The 19548-nt window shown below is 61.8% G+C and carries 18 protein-coding genes; 10 read left to right on the plus strand and 8 right to left on the minus strand.

The window, feature by feature from the left end:
* Positions 1 to 15 precede the first annotated feature (15 nt).
* A complete protein-coding gene (locus tag H6F58_RS01650; RefSeq protein WP_146276629.1) occupies positions 16 to 342 on the plus strand; it encodes a hypothetical protein in 327 nt (108 codons plus the stop codon).
* Between the two features lie 27 nt (positions 343 to 369).
* Here H6F58_RS01650 and H6F58_RS01655 read toward each other — a convergent pair whose 3' ends face one another.
* Positions 370 to 819 carry a YetF domain-containing protein gene (locus H6F58_RS01655; protein ID WP_146276627.1) on the minus strand — a complete coding sequence of 150 codons (450 nt, stop codon included), beginning with the start codon at positions 817 to 819 and terminating at the stop codon, positions 370 to 372.
* The gene (locus H6F58_RS01660; protein WP_195180950.1) at positions 819 to 1355 is read right to left on the minus strand and encodes a hypothetical protein; all 537 of its coding nucleotides are present in this window, start codon (positions 1353 to 1355) and stop codon (positions 819 to 821) included. Before H6F58_RS01660 ends, H6F58_RS01655 begins: the two co-directional genes overlap by 1 nt.
* Positions 1356 to 1547: 192 nt before the next feature.
* Here H6F58_RS01660 and H6F58_RS01665 point away from each other — a divergent pair, with 192 nt between their 5' ends.
* From H6F58_RS01665 to H6F58_RS01700, 8 genes are all read left to right on the plus strand, one after another.
* On the plus strand, positions 1548 to 2198 hold the full coding sequence (locus H6F58_RS01665; protein ID WP_195180951.1) for a 4a-hydroxytetrahydrobiopterin dehydratase: 651 nt from the start codon (positions 1548 to 1550) through the stop codon (positions 2196 to 2198).
* A 252-nt stretch (positions 2199 to 2450) separates the two neighbouring features.
* Positions 2451 to 4184: an ABC transporter ATP-binding protein gene (locus tag H6F58_RS01670; protein WP_195180952.1), complete on the plus strand. Its 1734-nt coding sequence runs from the start codon at positions 2451 to 2453 to the stop codon at positions 4182 to 4184.
* Positions 4185 to 4232: 48 nt separating this feature from the next.
* A complete protein-coding gene (locus H6F58_RS01675; protein ID WP_206693423.1) occupies positions 4233 to 6269 on the plus strand; it encodes an ABC transporter ATP-binding protein in 2037 nt (678 codons plus the stop codon).
* A 152-nt stretch (positions 6270 to 6421) separates the two neighbouring features.
* Entirely contained in the window at positions 6422 to 7339 is a 918-nt protein-coding gene (locus H6F58_RS01680) for a LysR family transcriptional regulator (RefSeq protein ID WP_195180953.1), read from the plus strand.
* A 207-nt stretch (positions 7340 to 7546) separates the two neighbouring features.
* Positions 7547 to 8653, plus strand: a complete 1107-nt coding sequence (locus H6F58_RS01685; protein ID WP_195180954.1) for an FUSC family protein — start codon at positions 7547 to 7549, stop codon at positions 8651 to 8653.
* 106 nt (positions 8654 to 8759) lie between these two features.
* Positions 8760 to 9524 (plus strand): aquaporin Z, encoded by a 765-nt coding sequence (gene aqpZ / locus H6F58_RS01690; RefSeq protein ID WP_060702834.1) that lies wholly within the window; start codon positions 8760 to 8762, stop codon positions 9522 to 9524.
* 173 nt (positions 9525 to 9697) lie between these two features.
* Complete coding sequence (locus tag H6F58_RS01695; protein ID WP_195180955.1) at positions 9698 to 10468, plus strand: type II CAAX endopeptidase family protein; 771 nt, start codon at positions 9698 to 9700, stop codon at positions 10466 to 10468.
* Between the two features lie 4 nt (positions 10469 to 10472).
* Positions 10473 to 11675 carry an MFS transporter gene (locus H6F58_RS01700; RefSeq protein WP_195180956.1) on the plus strand — a complete coding sequence of 401 codons (1203 nt, stop codon included), beginning with the start codon at positions 10473 to 10475 and terminating at the stop codon, positions 11673 to 11675.
* A gap of 37 nt (positions 11676 to 11712) precedes the next feature.
* Here H6F58_RS01700 and H6F58_RS01705 read toward each other — a convergent pair whose 3' ends face one another.
* A complete protein-coding gene (locus H6F58_RS01705) occupies positions 11713 to 12546 on the minus strand; it encodes a hydrolase (protein ID WP_206693385.1) in 834 nt (277 codons plus the stop codon).
* Positions 12547 to 12703: 157 nt separating this feature from the next.
* On the opposite strand from H6F58_RS01705, the gene H6F58_RS01710 reads away from it, so the two are divergent.
* Positions 12704 to 14044 (plus strand): MATE family efflux transporter, encoded by a 1341-nt coding sequence (locus H6F58_RS01710; protein ID WP_195180957.1) that lies wholly within the window; start codon positions 12704 to 12706, stop codon positions 14042 to 14044.
* Between the two features lie 114 nt (positions 14045 to 14158).
* On the opposite strand, the gene H6F58_RS01715 is transcribed toward H6F58_RS01710, so the two are convergent.
* From H6F58_RS01715 to fepB, 5 genes are read right to left on the minus strand one after another with little or no spacing between them, the layout of a single operon-like run.
* A complete protein-coding gene (locus H6F58_RS01715; protein ID WP_206693386.1) occupies positions 14159 to 15460 on the minus strand; it encodes an alpha/beta hydrolase-fold protein in 1302 nt (433 codons plus the stop codon).
* Positions 15441 to 16277, minus strand: a complete 837-nt coding sequence (locus H6F58_RS01720; protein WP_195180959.1) for a siderophore-interacting protein — start codon at positions 16275 to 16277, stop codon at positions 15441 to 15443. The genes H6F58_RS01715 and H6F58_RS01720 overlap by 20 nt, the downstream gene beginning before the upstream one ends.
* A 38-nt stretch (positions 16278 to 16315) precedes the next feature.
* A complete protein-coding gene (locus H6F58_RS01725) occupies positions 16316 to 17320 on the minus strand; it encodes an iron chelate uptake ABC transporter family permease subunit (protein ID WP_171919295.1) in 1005 nt (334 codons plus the stop codon).
* Positions 17320 to 18342, minus strand: coding sequence for an iron ABC transporter permease (locus tag H6F58_RS01730; protein WP_309245048.1), 1023 nt, complete (start codon positions 18340 to 18342; stop codon positions 17320 to 17322). Before H6F58_RS01730 ends, H6F58_RS01725 begins: the two co-directional genes overlap by 1 nt.
* Positions 18343 to 18348: 6 nt before the next feature.
* The gene (gene fepB, locus H6F58_RS01735) at positions 18349 to 19365 is read right to left on the minus strand and encodes a Fe2+-enterobactin ABC transporter substrate-binding protein (protein WP_146276600.1); all 1017 of its coding nucleotides are present in this window, start codon (positions 19363 to 19365) and stop codon (positions 18349 to 18351) included.
* Positions 19366 to 19548: the final 183 nt, after the last annotated feature.

Below are 19548 nucleotides of genomic sequence, written 5' to 3' on the forward strand. Positions count from 1 at the left end.
TCAAGGAAAGGAACAATGATGACACTGGAAAATCCCGAATTCGACGACGTGCGCCAAGAGCTGGACGCCGAGGAGCCACTGGATGGCCGCAACAGCCAGCCCGCAGAAGGTTCGTCGGATGCACCCCAGTCGCTGGATGCCGAGGATCCCTTGCATGGCGTGGAGAAGGTATTGGCCGACAATGACCATGACCCGCTTGCGCTGAACCCCGAACCGCTCGATGAGCAGCGAATTGCCGACCCGATTCCCCTGGATGACGAGGCGGAGGAGGACCGGGCGGGCATTGACGCGCAACGGCTGGCCAACCTGCCTGACCTGCGCCAGACCCCGGATCAGCAGTAGCGCGGCAAGCTTCCCTCCGTGCTGGAGCTATGCCTTCGCCTCTTGGGTGAAGAAGGAGATCTTGCCGCTGGCCTCCAGGATAGCCAGCCTGACAGAGCCGTAGTTCTCGATGCCCGATTGCCGGGCCAGCATGCTCAGCTCATCCAGGCCGATGCGCTCCTTATGCAGGGCCTTGCGATCCACCACGCCATCGCGGATCAGCACGATAGGCCGGCCCTGCATCAGCTTGCCCACTTTCGGCCAGCGCATATTCGCATAGTTCAGTCCTGCAGCCAGAACCAGCATGGTGAACACCGCCAGCAGGCTGCCGGTGAGCGAACGATCTTCCATGGTGATGCCCTGTTGCACCAGATCGCCCAGGACAACAAAGAGGATCAGCTCGAAGGAGCTGAGCTCGCCGAGGGTGGACCTGCCGGAGGCTCGTGTCACCAGCCACAGGATGATGAACGCAACGGCCGCGCGGATGACAATTTCCATCAGGGAGTCCTCCAGGTTTCAAGGTCAATGCTCGTGTGCAGGTCATCAGCGGTGATGCCCAGCGACCCCATGGTTTTCGGTTTCCATTGGTCCGAGGCACGGCCGGTCAGCGTGGCCACCATCGAGCGTTCCCCTTTCGCCGGGGCCACCTCGAATTCCACCGTGCCATCGCCTCGGCTTGACTGCGATTCCGGTTCCGGGAAAGCAGAGAAATCCTCGAAGAACATGAGGTAGTCCTCGCTGATGGAAATCTTGACCGTTTCGGGCAGCGGCTGCGGCGAGCTGAGCGCTATCCGCAATTGGATTTCATTGCCGGCCCGCACCACCAACGGATATTCCACCTGGATATCGAGGTTGCCGGCGCGCCGCCCGGTGGTCTTCTCCTGGTCGAAGGCGCCAAGGAGGGCCACGAGCACGAGGGCAGCCACCGCGAGCAGCGTTGCCAACCTGAGCCGGCGCCGCCCTTTGTTGTCCTCTTCTGCCGTGATGTCATCCAAGGTCGAGTCATCGACCGTGGCCTGGTAGATGTTCTGCATGGAATTCCGGCCTCCTTGCGCTGCTGATTCGAGGCTAGTTCGACCCATCGCGCTGAACGCTGGCAGGACCCCACTTCACAGGAGATTTCCAGATCACAGCTGCCGCTCCCGGCGGGGAGAACCTGTGCGTTTGGGTCAGGGGCTTGAGCCGGCCAGCAGATAGTGCCACCGTGGCATGAGGAGGGAGAAAACATGAACAACCAGGACGTGCTCGACAAGCAGCAAATCAGCGATTACCTCAAGGACCTGCCGCACTGGCGCGAAGTGCCCGGGGCCATCGCCGCGGTTTTCCAGGCCAAGACCTCGGCGATGGCCATCGAGCTGGTGAACGAGATTGCCAGCGCCGCCGAACTGGACCAGCATCACCCTGACGTCGACTGGCGGTACAACAAGGTCTTCGTCACCACCACTTCCCATGACGCTGGTGGCCAGGTCACCACCCGCGATATCGCGCTGGCCGCAAAGATCTCCGAGCGCGCCGAGGCGCTAGGTGTCGCCGCGCATACGGAACTGATCGGTGTTGTTGAAATCGCCATCGACACCGAAGACCAGGAAGCCATCAGCTCCCAATGGGCTGCGGGGTTGGGCTACAAGATCGCAAGCGATGGCAGCCTGGTGGATCCAAACCATCGCCTGCCAGCCATCTGGTTCCAGCACACCACAACGCCAAACCCCAATCGACTGCACTTGGACATCTGGGGAGCGTATTCCGACAGCCAGAAAATCCTGGATGAGCTCCAGAAGCAGCAGGCCGAGCTAGACCACGAATCAGCACCAAGCTTTGTCGTGGCCACGGACCGGCAGGGCAACCGCTTCTGCATTTGCACCGAGAAGGATCGCTGATCCTGATCCGACACCTCGGCGGCGGCGTTGGCGGGTGATCAGCGGGCCACATCAGCTGCACCGCCAGCTTCGCGAGAGCCCAGGAATCATGCGGTTCATGTGAAGTTAATCAATGAATGGGGAAAATCAATCGCCAGGATGATTCTACTTGTCGGGACCCGGCGCTAGACTGGCAATCGCCCTTCAATCACCGCGCCCTTAATCCGAAGTGGCCTGGTGCCGGAGAGCCTGATGCCAGCGAGGATTTTCCACATGCTTCTCAAGCTCATCTTGAAACATTCCAAGCCCTATACGGGCTGGATTATTGCCGTTATCATTTTGCAGCTGGCCACCACCATGGCCACTCTTTACCTTCCAAGCCTCAACGCCAAGATCATTGACGTGGGTGTCGTGAGCGCCGACGTCGACTACATCTGGCGCACCGGCGGGCTCATGCTAATCGTGGCTCTCGTGCAGGTGGCCACCGCTGTGGCCGCCGTGTACTTCGGGGCCAAGACCGCCATGAGCGTCGGCCGCGACATCCGCCAGTCGGTCTTCGAGAAGGTCTCCACCTTCTCGGCCCAGGACGTGAACAAGTTCGGCGCTGCCACCTTGATCACCCGCGGCACCAACGACGTGCAGCAAATCCAGATGCTCACCCTGATGGCGCTGAACTTCATGATCAACGCTCCGATCATGTCCGTCGGCGGCGTGGTGATGGCCATCCGCGAGGACCCAGGTTTGTCCTGGCTCGTCTGGGTTTCGGTGCCCCTGGTGCTGATCGTGGTCGGCCTGCTGGTCATTAAGCTGATGCCGCTGTTCCGCGAGATGCAGACCCGCATCGATGGAATCAACGGAGTGCTGCGCGAGCAGATCACCGGCATCCGCGTGGTCCGCGCCTTTGTGCGCGAGAACCACGAGACCGAACGCTATGACGATGCCAACCAGAAGCTGACCGACCTCGGCGTGAAGGTCGGCAACCTGTTCGTCTTGATGTTCCCTGCCATCACCATGATCCTGCACCTGTCCACGGCGGCAGTGCTCTGGTTCGGCGGCCACCGCGTGGACAACGGCGATGTGGAGGTCGGCGCCCTGACCGCCTTCCTGCAGTACATGCTGCAGATCCTGATGGCCGTCATGATGGGCACCTTCATGGCCATGATGATTCCCCGCGCCATGGTTTCGGCCGACCGCATCTCCGAGGTCCTTGACAGCGAACCGTCGATGCAGGATGCGGCAGACCGAGAGGTTCTGCTTCCAGAACCGGGCACCGTTGAATTCAAGGACGTGACCTTCGGCTACCCTGGGGCAGAAGCTCCGGTGCTCTCGGGCATTTCCTTCACCGCCAAGCCGGGACAGACCACTGCCATTATCGGTTCCACCGGTGCAGGCAAGACGACCCTGTTGAATCTGATTCCGCGGCTCTACGATGCGACGGAAGGCGAGATCCTCATTGGCGGCGTGCCGCTGAAGGAATTGGGCCGGGAAGCAATCTCGCGCAATATCTCCGCCGTGCCACAGCGCCCCTACCTGTTCTCCGGAACCATCGCCAGCAACCTGCGCTTCGGCGCGCAGGATGCCAGCGACGAAGAACTGTGGGAAGCATTGGATATCGCGCAGTCAACCGACTTTGTCACCGACCGCGAAGGCCAGCTTGAATCCACCATCTCGCAGGGCGGCACCAACGTCTCGGGCGGCCAGCGCCAGCGGCTCTGCATTGCCCGCGCCTTGGCCGCCAAGCCGATGACCTATCTTTTTGATGATTCCTTCTCGGCCTTGGATGTGAACACCGACGCCAAGCTGCGTGCAGCTTTGGCTGAACCAACCAAGGACGCGGCGGTCATCATCGTGGCCCAGCGTGTCTCCACGATTACCGAGGCAGATCAGATCCTGGTTCTGGACCACGGCGAAATCGTGGCCCGGGGAACCCACGAAGAACTGCTGGAATCCTCGGAAACCTACCAGGAAATCGTGACGTCCCAGCTGAGCGTGGAGGAGGTGGCCTAAGTGGCGAAGAAACAGAAAAATGCGCAGCCGGAGCAGCTTGATAGCGAGCTGGCCGCAATTGACGAATTTGAAGTAGCCGCCGGTGCCGATGACTGGAGCGGTGGTGCTCCAGCGCGCAAGGCAGAGCACTTCTGGCCATCGGCCAAGCGCCTTGTCGGCCTGATGTCCCCGTACAAGTGGGGCATGGTCCTGGTGTTCGCGCTGATCACCGTATACGTAGTGCTGTCGGTGATTGCCCCGCGTGTTCTGGGCAAGGCCATGGACGTGATCTTTGCCGGCTTGATCGGCAAGAACATCCCTGCCGGGACGCCGGCCGATGTTGTCATCCAGCAGCTGCGCGACTCGGGGCAGGGCACCCAGGCGGACATGCTCTCGAAGGTCGATTTTGTGCCCGGACAGGGCATCGACTTCACCCAGCTCTCGCAGTTCATCCTGATTGTCCTTTCGATGTACTTCGTGGCGTCGGTCTTCTCCTGGGCTTCGGGCTGGCTGCTGAACAAGCTGGTCATGCGCGTGGTCTACAACCTGCGCAAGGACGTCGAGGACAAGCTCAACCGCCTGCCGCTGAACTACTTCGATACCCGCCAGCGCGGAGATGTGCTCTCGCGCGTGACCAACGATGTGGATAATATCCAAAATGCGCTGCAGCAGGCCTTGAGCCAACTGGTGCAGTCCATCATGACGGTCATCGGCATTGTCATCATGATGTTCGTGGTGTCCTGGCAAATGGCCCTGATTGCCTTGGTTGCCTTGCCGCTGTCCGGTATTGCCGCCGGTGTCATCGGCTCCAGGGCTCAGAAGCTGTTCACCGCGCAGTGGAAGAACACCGGAGCGCTCAACGGCCAGATCGAGGAATCCTTCTCGGGCCACGAGCTGATGAAGGTCTTCGGCCGCGAAGAGGACATGGTTGATCGCTTCACCGCCCGCAACGAAGAGCTGTACAAAGCCAGCTTCGGTGCCCAGTTCGTTTCCGGCATGATCATGCCAGTGATGAACTTCGTGTCCTACCTCTCCTACGTCGGCATCGCCGTCGTGGGTGGCCTGCGCGTGGCTTCGGGTGCGATGAGCCTTGGCGATGCCACGGCCTTCATCCAGTACTCGCGCGAGTTCACCCAGCCGCTGGGCCAGATCGCCGGCGTGGCGAATATGCTGCAGTCCGGCGTGGCCTCGGCAGAGCGGACCTTCGAGCTGCTGGACGCCGAGGAACAGGATCCAGAGGACGCCCAGGCAACCCTGCCTGAGCGCACCGATGGCCATGTGTCCTTCCAGAACGTGTCCTTCTCCTACACCCCGGACAAGCCGCTGATCGAGGACCTGTCCTTTGATGCGGACCCTGGCCACACGGTGGCGATTGTCGGTCCGACCGGTGCCGGCAAGACCACCTTGGTGAACCTGGTGATGCGCTTCTACGAGTTGAACTCGGGGAAGATCATGCTGGATAACCATGACATCACCCAGCTCTCGCGTGCTGATTTGCGTTCCAAGGTGGGCATGGTGCTCCAGGATGCGTGGCTCTTTGGCGGCACCATCATGGAGAATATCCGCTACGGACGGCTGGATGCCACCGATGAGGAAGTCATCGAGGCTGCCAAGGCAACCTTCGTGGATCGTTTCGTGCGTGCCCTGCCCGATGGCTATGACACCATCATCGATGAAGAAGGCACCAACGTGTCGGCCGGCGAGAAGCAGCTGATCACGATCGCCCGTGCGTTCGTGGCCAACCCTTCCCTGCTGATTCTCGACGAGGCCACCAGCTCGGTGGATACGCGCACCGAGTTGCTGGTGCAGCAGGCGATGGCCGCATTGCGCAGCGATCGCACCAGCTTCGTGATTGCCCACCGCCTTTCGACGATCCGCGATGCCGACACCATTCTGGTGATGGAAGCGGGCAAGATCGTCGAGCAGGGCAACCACGAGCATCTGCTGAAGACCCAGGGCGCCTACTACCGCTTGTACCAGTCGCAGTTTGCTGGTCCAGCCGAGGACGTGGATGCGAATCCGGATACCGCAGCGGTGGCCGCGGTGTCCGCTGGAGCTCCGGTGGCTTCCGATTTGGCACCGGAGGCCAAGGAGGAAACCGAGTAGTTTTCCTCCCTGGAGGCCCCGGGTTCTGGCAGTTCATTCCTGCCGGAATCCGGGGCCTTTGCCGTGCTCGGCCAGGGGTTTCAGAAGCCGCCAAAGTGCGCGACCAGGTCACCAATAGCGCATCTTTCCGCGGATGATGATGCAATGTGATCATGATGCTTAGACAGTTGGAATATCTGGTGGCGCTGGCCAATGAAGGGCACTTTGCCCGGGCAGCCGAGGAATGCGCGGTCTCCCAGCCAGCTTTGTCCGAAGGCATCCGAAAACTTGAAAAGGAACTGGGAGCGTCACTGGTCAGGCGCAGCCATGCCTTCCAGAGCTTGACCGTTGAAGGGCAGACCGTGCTCAAATGGGCTCGAAAGCTCCTGAAAGACCACGAATCGCTGAAACAGGAAATTGCCCATTACCAGCATGGGCTCAATGGAACCTTGCGCATCGGCACCGTTCCTGCCGCCTCTTCCACGGTCGCAACGCTCACCGACAAATTTGCCCGGGCCTATCCGGAAGTGGGCATCAATGTCCAGGCCAGCCTCCGGTCGGAAGAGATTGTCCGCCAGATCAGGAACTATGAGCTGGACGCGGGGCTGATCTATGCGGAGCCGCAGGACGTGGCCGGGCTGCTGGTCTATCCGCTCTATGCAGAGGAGCATGTGCTGCTCACCGCGACGGGTGTGCTCGCCCAAGACGCGGTGGTGCCATGGAGCTCAGCCTTGGAGCTGCCATTGTGCCTTCTGGACTCATCCCTGAGGGGACGCCAAGTGCTTGACCAGACGCTCAGCGAGCATGGCCTGGAAGTCTCCCCGCGCATCGAATGCGACTCGATAGTCACGCTGCTCGCGCATGTGTCAACTGGAAATTGGGCCAGCATTGTCCCGCGCCAGTGGCTGCCTCCGCTGGGCACCCTTCCCGGAATCGAGCTGACCCGGCTGGATGATCCGCAGGTCACGTCGCAGATTTCCCTGGTGATGGAAGATGACAATCCGTTAACTTTGATGACGCGAGCGCTCCAGAAGATTATTTTTGAGATTTTTCCGTCGACTAATGGCGCTTCCAGTAGTCTTCATAACTAATATTTATTGGATCATCGGATCTAATTGTTGGATTTGATCAAGGCATATCCCTGAACCTAGAAACAGGCCCGAGCTCATGACCGACTCGGGGCATGCGACAGGAGGCGGGGATAAATCAATGGAACGAGGCAGCGCTTCAGTGCTCCGGGGGCCAAGCGAAAGCGGCAACCGGCCAGGTGCCACGCTGGTCCCAGGGCTGCGCTGACGATGGGCAGATCAACGATGCTCCTCACGGCCATCCGAAAGTCCACGCCGAAGCCCGCTTCATTGATTGACTGGCAGCGTTTTGCCATGGCGCACAGCCCGGAGATCCGTCCGGCAGTTCGCGTTGGCCTGGGCCTGGGGATCCCCGGCAGCGTATTGCTGGCAACGGGCAGAACAGACCTCCTCGCCTACGCGGTGTTCGGCTCCATCGTCGGAATGTACGGACGCGCTCCGCATCGTTGGCAGCGGCTGAAGAACCAGCTGCTCGGGGCGGCCATGATGCTCTGCGCGGGAATCTGCGGGATCGCCATGGCTCCCCTGGGATTGCATGGGTGGGTGCTGCTTGCCGGAGGAATGTTCTGGTCAGCCTTCAGCTCGGTGATCGCCGATCGATATGGGATCAAGCCAGGCGGAGCCTTCTTCCCGCTTTTTGCCTTTGGCGCTTTGGGGACCTTGCCGGTGGGGGAGCTGCCTGCAGTGGATGGGCTGATTGCGTTCGTGGCGACCGCGCTGTTCAGCGTTTTGCTCGGCCAAGCCGATCGATTTGAAGCCATGGGCGAACGCAGGAGGGGCGCCACGGTGATTCCCTGGCCCGCCATCCTGCGCAGGGCAAGAACCTACCTGCTGGTGATTTTCCTGGCTGGAGCTGTCGGGATCTTGCTGCACGTGGAACATCTCCAGTGGATCCTGGCCGGGGCGGCCGTTCCGCTGGCCGCTGGCAATGCCCGAGGGCGCTTGCGGCGAGGCGCTCACCGGCTCGCCGGTACCCTGGCTGGCATTGGCGCGCTGTTGGGAATCAGCTACCTGGCGCCCAGCGAGCCGGTGATCGGGTGCTTGATCATCTTGCTGATGTTCCCTACCGAGGCCTATATGGCTCGAAACTACGGTCTTGCCCTCAGCTTCTTCACCCCGCTGATTATCTTGATGCTCCAATTGGCCAATCCGAAGATCGGATCACAGCTGGTGTGGGACTGCGCCATGGGAAATCTGCTGGGCGTGGTGGTCGGCATTGCGGCGGCCGCCGTGTTTGAACGGCGCCCTTCATCCATGAAAGCCAACCTAGGCGAAGCGCGGAAATCGAACAGCAGCATGAACCCCGATGAAAAATAAGACAAATGAGTTCTATTAAATAGTCTGAGGTCTACCCGAATCCGGCTGTCAGGACATAAGCTGTCCTTGAACTCGCATATTTTCATCGAGGAAAGGAAAAGAAAGCATGTCTGATGCATCCGTGCCTACTGTGGGCGCAAAACTTTCGGCAGAATTCTTGGGCACCTTTGTGCTGGTCTTTGGTGGCTGCGGTTCGGCCATTTTCGCGGCAAAAGTCATGGCAGATGAATCCGTCAACATGGGGATCGGATTCATGGGCGTCGCTTTGGCCTTCGGCTTGACCGTATTGGTCATGGCCTACGCCGTCGGGCATATCTCCGGAGGGCACTTCAATCCTGCGGTCACCCTGGGCACCGCCTTCGCTGGCCGCACCCCATGGAAAGACGTGGCACCTTATATCGTCACGCAGATCATTGCCGCTTCGGTGGCCGGCGCGGTGCTGTTCTGGATCGCCTCGGGCAAGGATGGCTTCAGCGCAGTTGATTCAGGATTTGCCTCCAACGGCTACGGCGATCGTTCACCCGATGGCTATTCCCTGGTTGCGGCCTTGGTTGCTGAAATCGTCCTCACCGCTATTTTCCTCTACGTGATCCTGGGTTCCACCGACGAGCGCGCGCCCAAGGGCTTTGCCCCGATTGCCATCGGCCTGTCGTTGACCCTGATCCACCTGGTGTCGATTCCGGTCACCAACACCTCGGTCAACCCCGCTCGTTCGCTGGGCGTAGCCTGGTTTGCCGGTCCTGAGGCCTTGGGCCAGGTCTGGCTGTTCATTCTCGCGCCGATTATTGGCGCGGCTATTGCCGGTGTCAGCTACAAGGTCTTGTTCCCGGCCTTCGTCGACAAGGGCCGCGAAGGATTCGACCGCAACTAGGGTCTGATCCTCTCTGGCGCCTAGTGCCAGCTCTCTGCGCCCGAGGGTGATCACTGATCATGCAGTGATCGCCCTCGGGCGTTGTAGCGCCTGGGCACCGGCAGGGACGGCGATCTACGTCTGCTCGCTCACGGTTGAGGCAAATCCATAGGCAAGCCCATTAGGCTTGTACCATGCAACAATGGCCAGAGCACCCAGTTCGATACATGGCTGTACGGCCCAGGCAACGCGTCTTCAACGCCGGCAAGTTCAGCAAGGGCGATGCGTGGACGATGCTGGCCTACCTGGTCTTCTTCATCGGGGGAGCAGCCGGGCTGATTGCGCTCGTCCCGGGCTACATGACGGCGTTCGAAACCCAGGAGCAAGCGCTCTTCGGCATCAACCTCATCCTGTATGTCGGCTTCTTCATTCTCGCGATGTTCCAATGCGGTCCGCAGTTCTTCGATTCCTTCAAGACCATGCGCTACCACCCGTGGGCGAAGTGGCTGATGCTGCCCGGAGGCTGGCTGCTGACCATCATGGTCAACGCGATCATCGCAGGACTCACCGGCCAAGTGGTGACCAGCGAAAACCAAGCCGCCCTGGAAGGCATGGCCACGACCGTGCCGCTGCCCGTGATGCTGGTCGTCACAGCGCTCTTTGGCCCGTTTGTCGAGGAATACTTCTTCCGCCACCTGCTGATCGGCAAGCTGTCACGCAAATTCAATATCTGGATTTGCCTGCTGTTCTCCACCGTCCTCTTCGCGGGGATCCACTTCGTCGGCGCGGGCGTCGGGTCCTGGCTGGAAGTCGTCCCCTATTTCATGCTCGGCATCACGATGGGCCTGGCCTACATCCTCAGTGGCAAGTCGATGGCCTACTCCTACATGCTGCATGTTCTGAATAACACCATTGCCCTGCTGGTCGTCTATCTTCTCTACCCGCTACTACCTGCAGGAGCCTGAAGCAGTGCCGTTTGCCGGACATGAACCACGCACTCCTGCTTACCGCGGCATGCTGCTGGCCCTCTTTGCCAGCGGCGTGGCCACTTTCTCCCAGCTCTACGCAGTGCAGGGGCTGCTGCCAGTCATCTCCAATGACTTCCGCATCACCTCGTCCCAAGCCGCGCTGGCGGTCTCGTCAGCGACCTTGGGGCTGGCCCTTGCGGTGACGCCGTGGGCCATTATCTCGGATCGGATTGGCCGGCGCAGGGTCATCTGCGCGGCGCTGGTCGCCTCGGTACTGCTGGGACTGCTCAGCACCCAGTCGCCGACGTTCCAGTCGCTCGTTGTCATCCGGTTCTTTGAAGGCATCGCCCTGGCCGGGGTACCCGGATCTGCCCTGGCATTCCTCGTGGACGAGGTCAGCCCCAGGGCCGTGGCCGTAGCCAGCGGCACCTACATCTCGGGAACCACCTTGGGCGGACTGGCCGGAAGGCTGGTGGCCAGTTTCGTTGGCGAGCCTGCGGGGTGGCGTTGGGGGATCGCGGCGGTGAGCATCATGGCCGGACTGGCCACGCTGTTCTTCTTGCTCAAAGCCCCCGCAGCCCAAGGCTTCGCACCCATCCGGGACCAGAACCTCAAGGCGATCGCCGCGAAGTTCGGCCAAGCGCTGCGCGGGAAGATGATTCTGGTCTATGCCCAGGGCTTCTTGCTCATGGGCGGCTTCGTCGCGGTCTACAACTATCTGGCGTTCCGGCTGGAAGCGCCTCCCTATCTCATCCCGTCATCCCTCGCGGCCCTGGTGTTCTTGGCGTATCTGTCTGGCACCTACACCTCGGTGGCCAGCGGGAAGGTGGTGGCCAGAATTGGGCGCCGCAATACGCTGCGCCTGAGCATCTTGTGCAGCGCCGCGGGACTGGCCTTGACCCTTGCGGGCAATCTCGTCGTCATTGTTGCCGGGCTGCTGGTCTTCACCGCGGGCTTCTTCGCGGCCCATGCGGTGGCCAGCGGCTGGGTTCCGGTGCTCGCCTCAGGCGCGCGAGCCCAGGCATCGAGCCTCTACAACCTGTTGTACTACGTCGGTTCCTCGGTGCTGGGATGGCTCATCGGCATCCCGTTCATGCACTACGGGTGGGGCAGCGTGGTGCTCTCGGTGGTCGTGCTGCAGGCGGTGGCGATGGTCTTGGCCTCGTTCCTCTCCAAACGCGATCCGTCATTGGGCAAAGCCTAGATATTCCGCAGGAGGAATATCTTAAATCCCGGCCAGATCAGGTCAGATGGTCGAATTCTCCCGACACCCAGCGGGCGTAGCGATCCGCGGAAAACTGGACAATCTGCTGCGCATCCGTGCGGACGCAACTGGCGAAGTTGTTGTAGAGGCGGTCAAATTCGAGCTCTTCCAAGCTCTTGGCCATGCGGCGCACCACGGGCGCCGAAAGCGGAATCCGGTTGGGGTAGCTGCGCAGAAAAGTCACGTTGCCATCAGCCACCGGGAAGATGGCATCTCCAGCCAAGAGCACACCACGCCCATCGGCGCCGGCCTGCCAGCAGGCGACGGTGCTGCCAGGGAAATGCCCGCCCAATTGCTTCAGCGTGATGCCGGGCAGGACCTCAAAGGCATCCTTCCAGAGCTTGATCGCCGAAGATGAATATTGGACCCACCGGGCATCCGCCTGTGCCACGTAGATCGGGACGCCGCCAAATGCCTGGCTGTACTGCTGCTGCACCCCGTACATGTGCGGATGGCTGGCCACGATCCCGGCCAACCCGCCACAGGACTGCAGCCAGGCGATGATCTGCTCGGTGATCAGCCCGGGAACATCGAAGAGCAGATTGCCGCCGGTGGTCTGAACCAGCAAGGCGCTTTGCCCAATGCCGATTTCCGGGGAAGCGATGGCCGTCAGCCCGGGTTCAAGTTCCGTGAGGGTCAGCTCGTGGCCGTCCGCCACCAGATCACCGGTCCGCATCCAGCGTTGGGTGCCTCCGGGAATGTATTGGCGCTCGTCGGCGCAGATCGGGCACAGCCCCTCAGGCTGCGCGCCGGGCGGGAACTCCACGGCGCATCCTGCGCACTGCCACTGATCGAGGTGCTCCTGGCTCATGGGCTCTGCTGCTCCTTCTGGCCGCGTCCCCACGGCCTCTTGGGTTGCTTCCAACCTAATGCGTTTCTACTCCATCCGGTAGACGGCATCTGCCTGAGGCATCTCGCCCAGCGATATTAAATGGTGAAACGTCCTTGCGCTTCGTAGAGTGGGAAGCGTGAGTTCCTCAACCCCCACCGATTCCCCGAAGAACATTTCCCGGCAGATCCTGGCCCTGGCAGTTCCTGCCCTTGGCGCGCTGATCGCCGAGCCGCTCTTCTTGCTCGCTGATTCGGCTATCGTCGGCCACCTTGGCGTGGACGAATTGGCGGGTGCTGCCCTGGGCACCACGGTCCTGCAGACCGCGGTGGGGCTGATGATCTTCCTGGCCTATGCCACCACCCCTGCGGTCGCCCGCGCGATTGGCGCGGGGCGTCCCGGGCAGGCGATGGCCGCCGGACGCGATGGCATGTGGTTCGCGGTGGTCCTGGGCGTGGTGCTCTCAGTGCTGGGATACCTCACCGCCAGGCCCCTGGTGCAGGCCATGGGTTCTGTGGGGCCGGCCACGGATTTTGCGGTGGACTACATCCACTATTCGCTGCCGGGGCTGACCGCGATGCTGCTGGTATTGGCTGCCACCGGCGTCCTGCGCGGAATGCAGGATACCAAGACCCCTCTGGTGGTTGCCACTGCCGGTTTCGGCTTGAATATCGTCCTGAACTTCGCCCTGGTCTACGGGGCGAACATGTCCGTGGCCGGTGCCGCCCTAGGCACATCGATCGCCCAGTGGATCATGGCAGCGGTCTATTTGTGGATGCTCTTGCCACGGATCCGCCAGCAAGGAATCGCGCTGGCTCCCAGCTGGGCCGGATTCATCTCCACCGGCCAGGTCGGGTCCTGGCTGATGCTGCGCAACCTGACCATGCGCGCGGCCCTGCTGCTGACCGTCTTTGTCGCCACCAGCTCCGGAACCCAGACCCTGGCAGCCCATCAGCTGGTCTTCACCATCTTCAGCTTCCTGGCTTTTGCGCTGGATGCGCTGGCCATTGCGGCCCAAGCGATGATCGGCCAGGAGCTGGGGCGCGGGGATGCGGTGCGGGTCCGCAAGCTCACCGGCATCATGAGCCGCTGGGGAATCTATTTCGGCGTGGCCACCGGCCTGCTGCTGCTCGCCACGTCATGGGTCTTCCCGATGATGTTCACCCCCAACGAGCAGATCCGCGAGCTGACCACCGTGGGCCTGTGGGTGCTGGCTTTGTCCCAGCCGCTGTGCGGACTGGTCTTCGTGCTCGATGGGGTGCTGATCGGCGCCGGGGATGCCCGCTACCTGGGCCTGGCCAGCGTGGTGAATCTGGCGGTCTACGCTCCGATGCTCTGGGCGGTCCTGGCCTTCACCAGCGATCCGCGCGCGGCAATCTGGTGGATCTGGGTGGCCTTTGCGCTGGGATTCATGGCTTCCCGCGGGATCACCTTGTGGGTGCGCGCCCGGGGAACCGCCTGGATGCGCTTGGGCCACTAGCTAGGACGCTGGCTGCTGGTTGCCCAGACCAGCACCTTTCATGTCCACCCCGCCCACTGGGGCTCTGGGAACTGTGCCGGAGCTGGGCGACCAGCACGGTGCCGGCAACGGGCGCTATATCGACCCGCCGGTGTGGGCCGCTCCGGGGAAGAATCTGGCTAGTCCGCAGAGCAGTTCCGGATTCCACCATGACCAGTCATGCCCACCGCTCAGCGACTCGAAGTCCACCTGGCCCGCCGGCGGATACTGGCACAGGTGCTCCATGAGGCGAAGGCACCCCTCGTGGATATCCGTTTCGTAACAGCCAGCCTGGATCAGCACCGTGCTGTTTTCCGGCAGCGCCACGATGTCCTTTGCAAGGTCGGTGTGCCATAGGGAGGGGGACTGTGCGATCGCGCGACCCACCAGATGCGGGTAGTGGCAGAGCATCAGCAGGGCTGCCAGACCGCCAAAGGAAGCACCATTAATTAGCACGTCGTCGCGGCGCATGGAGATCCGGTAATGATTGCGGGCCCACGGCAGGAACTGCTCGGCGATAGAAGTAGTGGTTCCCGCGAGCACGGGGAGTTCCTCGCTTCTGATCTGAACAGTGGTGCTGTCGATGAACAGCACATGCAGCGGGGCAAGCTCGCCGGAAGCAATGGCTGCATCCAATGATTCCGCGGCCGCAAGGAACCGAGCGTAGGTGGCACCGTCGTGCACAATGGCCAGTGGTGTAGGGCCAATGGCCTGGGCCGGTACATACATCCACAGGTCTCGGGGGCGTTGGCAATTTTCATCATAAAGCTCGTGATGATGCAGCCTGGGGTGCTTGATTCCAGGTGCTTGTCCCGGCCCTCCCCAGCCCCCGACCGCGGGACCAGGGCGGTGCCAGTCCGGGGTCGCAGTCGCCAGCGAGCTAGGAATCCGGCTGGCAGGGGCATAGGCCAAGGACACCGGGGCGCCATTCATGGTTGCTCCCACCAACTGATTGGATTCATCAATTCCTCCGGCGTCGGCGGCCAGCCGGATAGGCCGGCGTTCGGTTTCGATGCGCCATGCGGGCAGACCCGCGCCACGGTGGGTGGTGATGCGGTAGCCAGCACGCCAATCGGCGGGAACCTGCAAGGTCACCGCCCACAAGCCGTCCGCGATTTTCTCGAATTCGCTGGCGGCGAGATCACGGTGATCCACCAGCGCATTGGCCGACAAGATCGCTGCGGTCAGCGGCGCAGGCTGCCCATCATCGGCCAGAAGGAAATGGGCGTACACCAGGGCTGGATCTGCCGTTGCCTCAAAGACCGGGGTGTGCAGCTCGCCGTTGCGGAGTGCGTGCTTCCAGGCGCGTAATTCTTCATCGGGCCGGGTGGCATTCAGGTAGCCGAAACAGCGCGGGGACCCCGAGGCCGTGCCGGGCCTAGTGCGCATGTTCTTCATGGCCGGGGCGTTCGTAGGCCATCTCGTCGGCGACGCGGTCATGGTCCGAATCATAGGCATAGGACACCTCATCGAGGGTCCGATGCCAATAGCCGATAATCAGGCGGTTCGCCTTGGGGATTTCGGCCTGTGTAGCCCATGAGCGGGCAAATCGAACCACTTCAGATTCGGCCGACACCCACAGGTGGATCTGCTGCGGGTGTGCCACCTGATAGCTTTCCATGGCGTTGATCAGGTTATGGGTACTGCCCGCTGGTGCGCCGGCGCGCGATAGCCAAGTGATGCGAATTCCTGCTGGCGCACGCAGTTCATGGATTTCTTGCGCGTCGGCCACCTCGATAAACACCTCGCCTTCCTGGTTTTCGGGCATCTGCTCAAGGGTGTCGCTGATCGCCGGCAGCGCCGTTTCATCGCCGAACATGAGCGCTGTCCCGCCGGGCTTGAGTACTCGTCCACCTCCGCCGAAAGCGCCGAGCTTGCTTCCCGCACTGATCCTCTCTACCCACGCGCTGGCCAGTCCTTCGTCGCCGTGGCGGACAAAGTCGATGGCCATCCGCGAGGCATCGGCATCAAGCCAGCGAACCGTGTAGGTCCTCACCCTCGAGCGCTGGTCACCTGCAAAGTGCCACCGGCCGGTGCTGGCATCAAGCTGGGGGAAATCCAGTTCTTGCCCGGGACGGGGGAAATAGATCTTGATATTGGGGACGGCTGGCCCGTCGGCGGCATAGGTGCGTACGCCCTCCCCGTGGAAGACGACGCGGCGCATCCGCGGGGTGTAGTCCAGAATTTCTTTGACGATCAAAGTATGGGCACTCACAGGGAAGACTCCTTCGGGTTAGTGAATATTGGGGGTTGCTAGCGCCGTGCAGGAGCCCGGGTCAACAGGAAAAGCAGGTAGAGGCCGCCACCGAGTGCGGTGGCCATGCCGATGGGCATTTGCCACTGCATGGGCAGCTGTTGCAGCGCCACGTCACAGCCAAGCAGCAAGACGGCGCCGGTGAGCGCCGCGGGCACAATGGGTACGTTGCGCGAACCGATCAACTGGCGAATAACCGCCCCTGAAGCCAAGGCCACGAAAGCTACAGGTCCGGCCGCCGCGGTGGCCGCGGCGCTGAGGCAGACCGCGGTGAAGATGGTTACGCGGCGCACGGTTTCGGCCCCGACGCCCAGGGCACGCGCCGCGTCGTCGCCCATTTCCAACAGGGTCATCCCGGTGGACTGCCACAACAGGACCGGCAGGAGGAAGGCCAGTGCCAGCAAGACCAACAGCGCATCAGGCCAGCTGCGTCCGCCCAATGAACCTGTGAGCCAGAGGTTGGCCTGTGCGGCCAGGTCTGCGTCGCCCTTGGCCAGGAGCAGTGTATTGGCAGCCGAGAGCATGGCGCTGACCCCGATGCCGATGATGACCAGGCGCTGGCCGCCGGTGCGTGCCCGAGCATAGGAAAGGGAGTAGACCAGCCCTGCGGTGAGCAGGCCGCAAGCCATCGCCGCACCCGCCGTGGCCAGGGCACCGGCATTGAACACGACGATCTGCGCCACCGCGCCAGTGGCTGCCCCGGTGGTGAAGCCGATGATATCGGGGCTGCCCAACGGGTTGCGGGCGATGGATTGGAAACTGGCTCCGGCCGCGCCCAAGGCCGCGCCCACCCCGATGGCGGTCAATACACGTGGTGCGCGGATAGAGCCAATGACCAGCCGATCCCGTTGGCTGCCGTATCCGCCCAAGACGCTGAGTACTTCTGCGGGCGCTAGCCTAATGGTTCCAGTGCCCAGCGCCACGATGGCCAATACGCACAGGAGCGCACCCAGAGTGATCATCACCGTATGCCGGCGTGACTTCGTGTAGTGGCTTTTTGCCATTAGCTACCTGCCTTGAGCATGCGTCGAGCCAACAGGATGAATAGCGGTGCGCCGATCAATGCACTCATGGCCCCGGCGCCGACTTCGTCGGGTATCACGACAACTCGACCGAGGATATCGGCAATGAGCAATGCGAGGGCCCCCAAGGCCATGGACAGAGGAAGCAGGCGATGGTGCTGGATTCCTGTTAGCATGCGCGCGGCGTGAGGGGCCGCCAAGCCGATAAAGCTGATCGGTCCGGCTGCCGCGGTAGCGGCCCCGGAGAGAAGGACGATGCCCAGGAGCCCGAGTACCCAAGAACGTTGCGTGCTAATACCCAGGGCCTTGGCAGAGTCTTCGCCCAGGGCAAGTGCATCAAGGGTGCGTGACATGCCCAGGGCCAGCACCGCGCCAATCAGGATCACGACCAGGGTGGTCGGCAGGACATCGTAGCCGCGCCCTTGCAGCGAACCAGTGGCCCAGGAAGCGTATTTAGTTTGGTTTTGCGAGGTTCCTCCGATGATCAAAATGGTGGTTGCTGCCGCGAGCATGACCGAGAGTCCGGCTCCGGCCAGGACCATGCGGGAGAGGTCATTTCCCCGGGTGCTGCGCTGGCCGAGCATAAAGACGGCGATGGCGCTGATGCCGGCGCCGATAAAGGCAAAGAGCATCAGCACCGCCGGCTGGATCACTCCGAGCGTGATGGCGATGGCCACCGCAAAGGCGGCTCCTGAATTGACGCCGAGCAACCCCGGCTCGGCCAGCGGATTGCGAGTGAGCGATTGCATGAGCGCTCCGGCCAGCCCCAGTCCCGCGCCGACCAGCATGGCCAGGAAGGTACGGGGAATGCGCAGCTCATGCACGAGCAGATGCTCGGTATTGGAGGGGTCGAAGTCGGTGACGGCACGCAATGATTCGCGCAGCCCGATGGAAGCGGAGCCGACTGCAAAGGAGCAGCCTATCAGGATGCAGAGCGTGGCCAAGGCAGCCGCCCACCACAGCAGTGGTGCGCGGCGTCCTGGTGTGGGGCGCGGTTGGAACACGTGGCCTTACTTTGCCAAGGAAGGGAAGTCGTTCTCGAAGTAGTCCAGGATCTGGCTGGATGAGTAGTAGTCCAGGCGGAAGGAGTTGGCCAGCGGGAAGACATTCTTGCTTTTGACCGAAGGCAAGTTGGCCAAGGTGGGATCCGAGAGGAAGCTCTTGGCGGTGTCCTCGGTGGCCGCAATCAGGAAGGTCGCATCGCCGGTGGCGGACTTAGCCAGACCCTCGTACGAGGTGAAGACGAAGTCATCACGCTTCTGCGGGTTGGTGTTGTACTCTTCCGGTGGCTCGACGACCTCAAAGCCGAGGGCTGTGATCAGCCGGGAGTGTGGTCCGGTGGTCTTGCCTACCGGGGAGGCCGAGCCCTTGTTGTAGGAAACGATGGAGGCTGTGGTGCCAGACGGAATAGCCAGCTTTTCCTTGACTTGTGCCGCTCGTTCGTCGAATTCAGAGATGATCTTCTCCGCTTCAGCTTCATGCCCGGTGGCCGCAGCCAACTGACGAGTTAGCTCTGGCCAGTCCTTATTGGAGTAGTTCACCACGATGGTAGGGGCGATTTCCTTGAGCTGGTCGTAGTGGTCCATCACCGAGTCGGCGCCGGAGGTTGAGACAACAATCAGATCGGGGTCCTGGGCGATGATTGATTCCAGATCGAAGTTGCCGATCTTGTACAGCGGCTGCACGTTGGCGGCAGCAGCTGCCTCACTCCACTGGGTGAAGAATCCGTTGGAGTCGGCTTCCGGTCCGGGGGTAGTGACAGTGGTGGCAGCCACGGGTGCGTCAATGGCCAGCAGGGACCCGGTGGTGGACATTGCGGTGTTCACAATGCGCTTGGGCTGTTCTTCGATGGTCACCGAACCTTTTTCATCGGTGATGGTGCGTGGCCATTGGCTCTGTTGAGTGGCCGAAGACTGGGTGTCGCTGGTTTCCGGCGTAGCGGAGCCGCTGGCGGTGCAGGCCCCGAGGCCCAGCATCAGCGCCGCGGCCACGGAGGTTGAAGCAATCGTACGAAGGTTGAAACGCACCTGGATTCTCTCCTTGGTGGTGGCTTGCTCGATGCTGCACAGGGCAGGATCCAGGAGCAAGGCGAACGAGCAATAACGAGATGAGAGCCTATCCTTAGCCAGTTAGGGTACCCATACATCAAAGGCCGGGAGAAGCCCGGCTCCGAGGCCATAAGGCCTAGAAAATCCGTGAATGCCGGGTTC

The sequence above is a fragment of the Glutamicibacter sp. FBE19 genome, assembly GCF_015524875.1.
In the GTDB taxonomy this organism is placed as follows: domain Bacteria; phylum Actinomycetota; class Actinomycetes; order Actinomycetales; family Micrococcaceae; genus Glutamicibacter; species Glutamicibacter halophytocola.

Excerpts from the sequence above, each read along its gene's own strand:
- H6F58_RS01650 (WP_146276629.1), top strand. The coding sequence starts at position 16 with ATGATGACACTGGAAAATCCCGAATTCGACGACGTGCGCCAAGAGCTG.
- H6F58_RS01655 (WP_146276627.1), bottom strand. The coding sequence starts at position 819 with ATGGAAATTGTCATCCGCGCGGCCGTTGCGTTCATCATCCTGTGGCTG.
- H6F58_RS01660 (WP_195180950.1), bottom strand. The coding sequence starts at position 1,355 with ATGCAGAACATCTACCAGGCCACGGTCGATGACTCGACCTTGGATGAC.
- H6F58_RS01665 (WP_195180951.1), top strand. The coding sequence starts at position 1,548 with ATGAACAACCAGGACGTGCTCGACAAGCAGCAAATCAGCGATTACCTC.
- H6F58_RS01670 (WP_195180952.1), top strand. The coding sequence starts at position 2,451 with ATGCTTCTCAAGCTCATCTTGAAACATTCCAAGCCCTATACGGGCTGG.
- H6F58_RS01680 (WP_195180953.1), top strand. The coding sequence starts at position 6,422 with ATGATGCTTAGACAGTTGGAATATCTGGTGGCGCTGGCCAATGAAGGG.
- H6F58_RS01685 (WP_195180954.1), top strand. The coding sequence starts at position 7,547 with ATGGGCAGATCAACGATGCTCCTCACGGCCATCCGAAAGTCCACGCCG.
- aqpZ (WP_060702834.1), top strand. The coding sequence starts at position 8,760 with ATGTCTGATGCATCCGTGCCTACTGTGGGCGCAAAACTTTCGGCAGAA.
- H6F58_RS01695 (WP_195180955.1), top strand. The coding sequence starts at position 9,698 with ATGCAACAATGGCCAGAGCACCCAGTTCGATACATGGCTGTACGGCCC.
- H6F58_RS01705 (WP_206693385.1), bottom strand. The coding sequence starts at position 12,546 with ATGAGCCAGGAGCACCTCGATCAGTGGCAGTGCGCAGGATGCGCCGTG.
- H6F58_RS01715 (WP_206693386.1), bottom strand. The coding sequence starts at position 15,460 with ATGAAGAACATGCGCACTAGGCCCGGCACGGCCTCGGGGTCCCCGCGC.
- H6F58_RS01725 (WP_171919295.1), bottom strand. The coding sequence starts at position 17,320 with ATGGCAAAAAGCCACTACACGAAGTCACGCCGGCATACGGTGATGATC.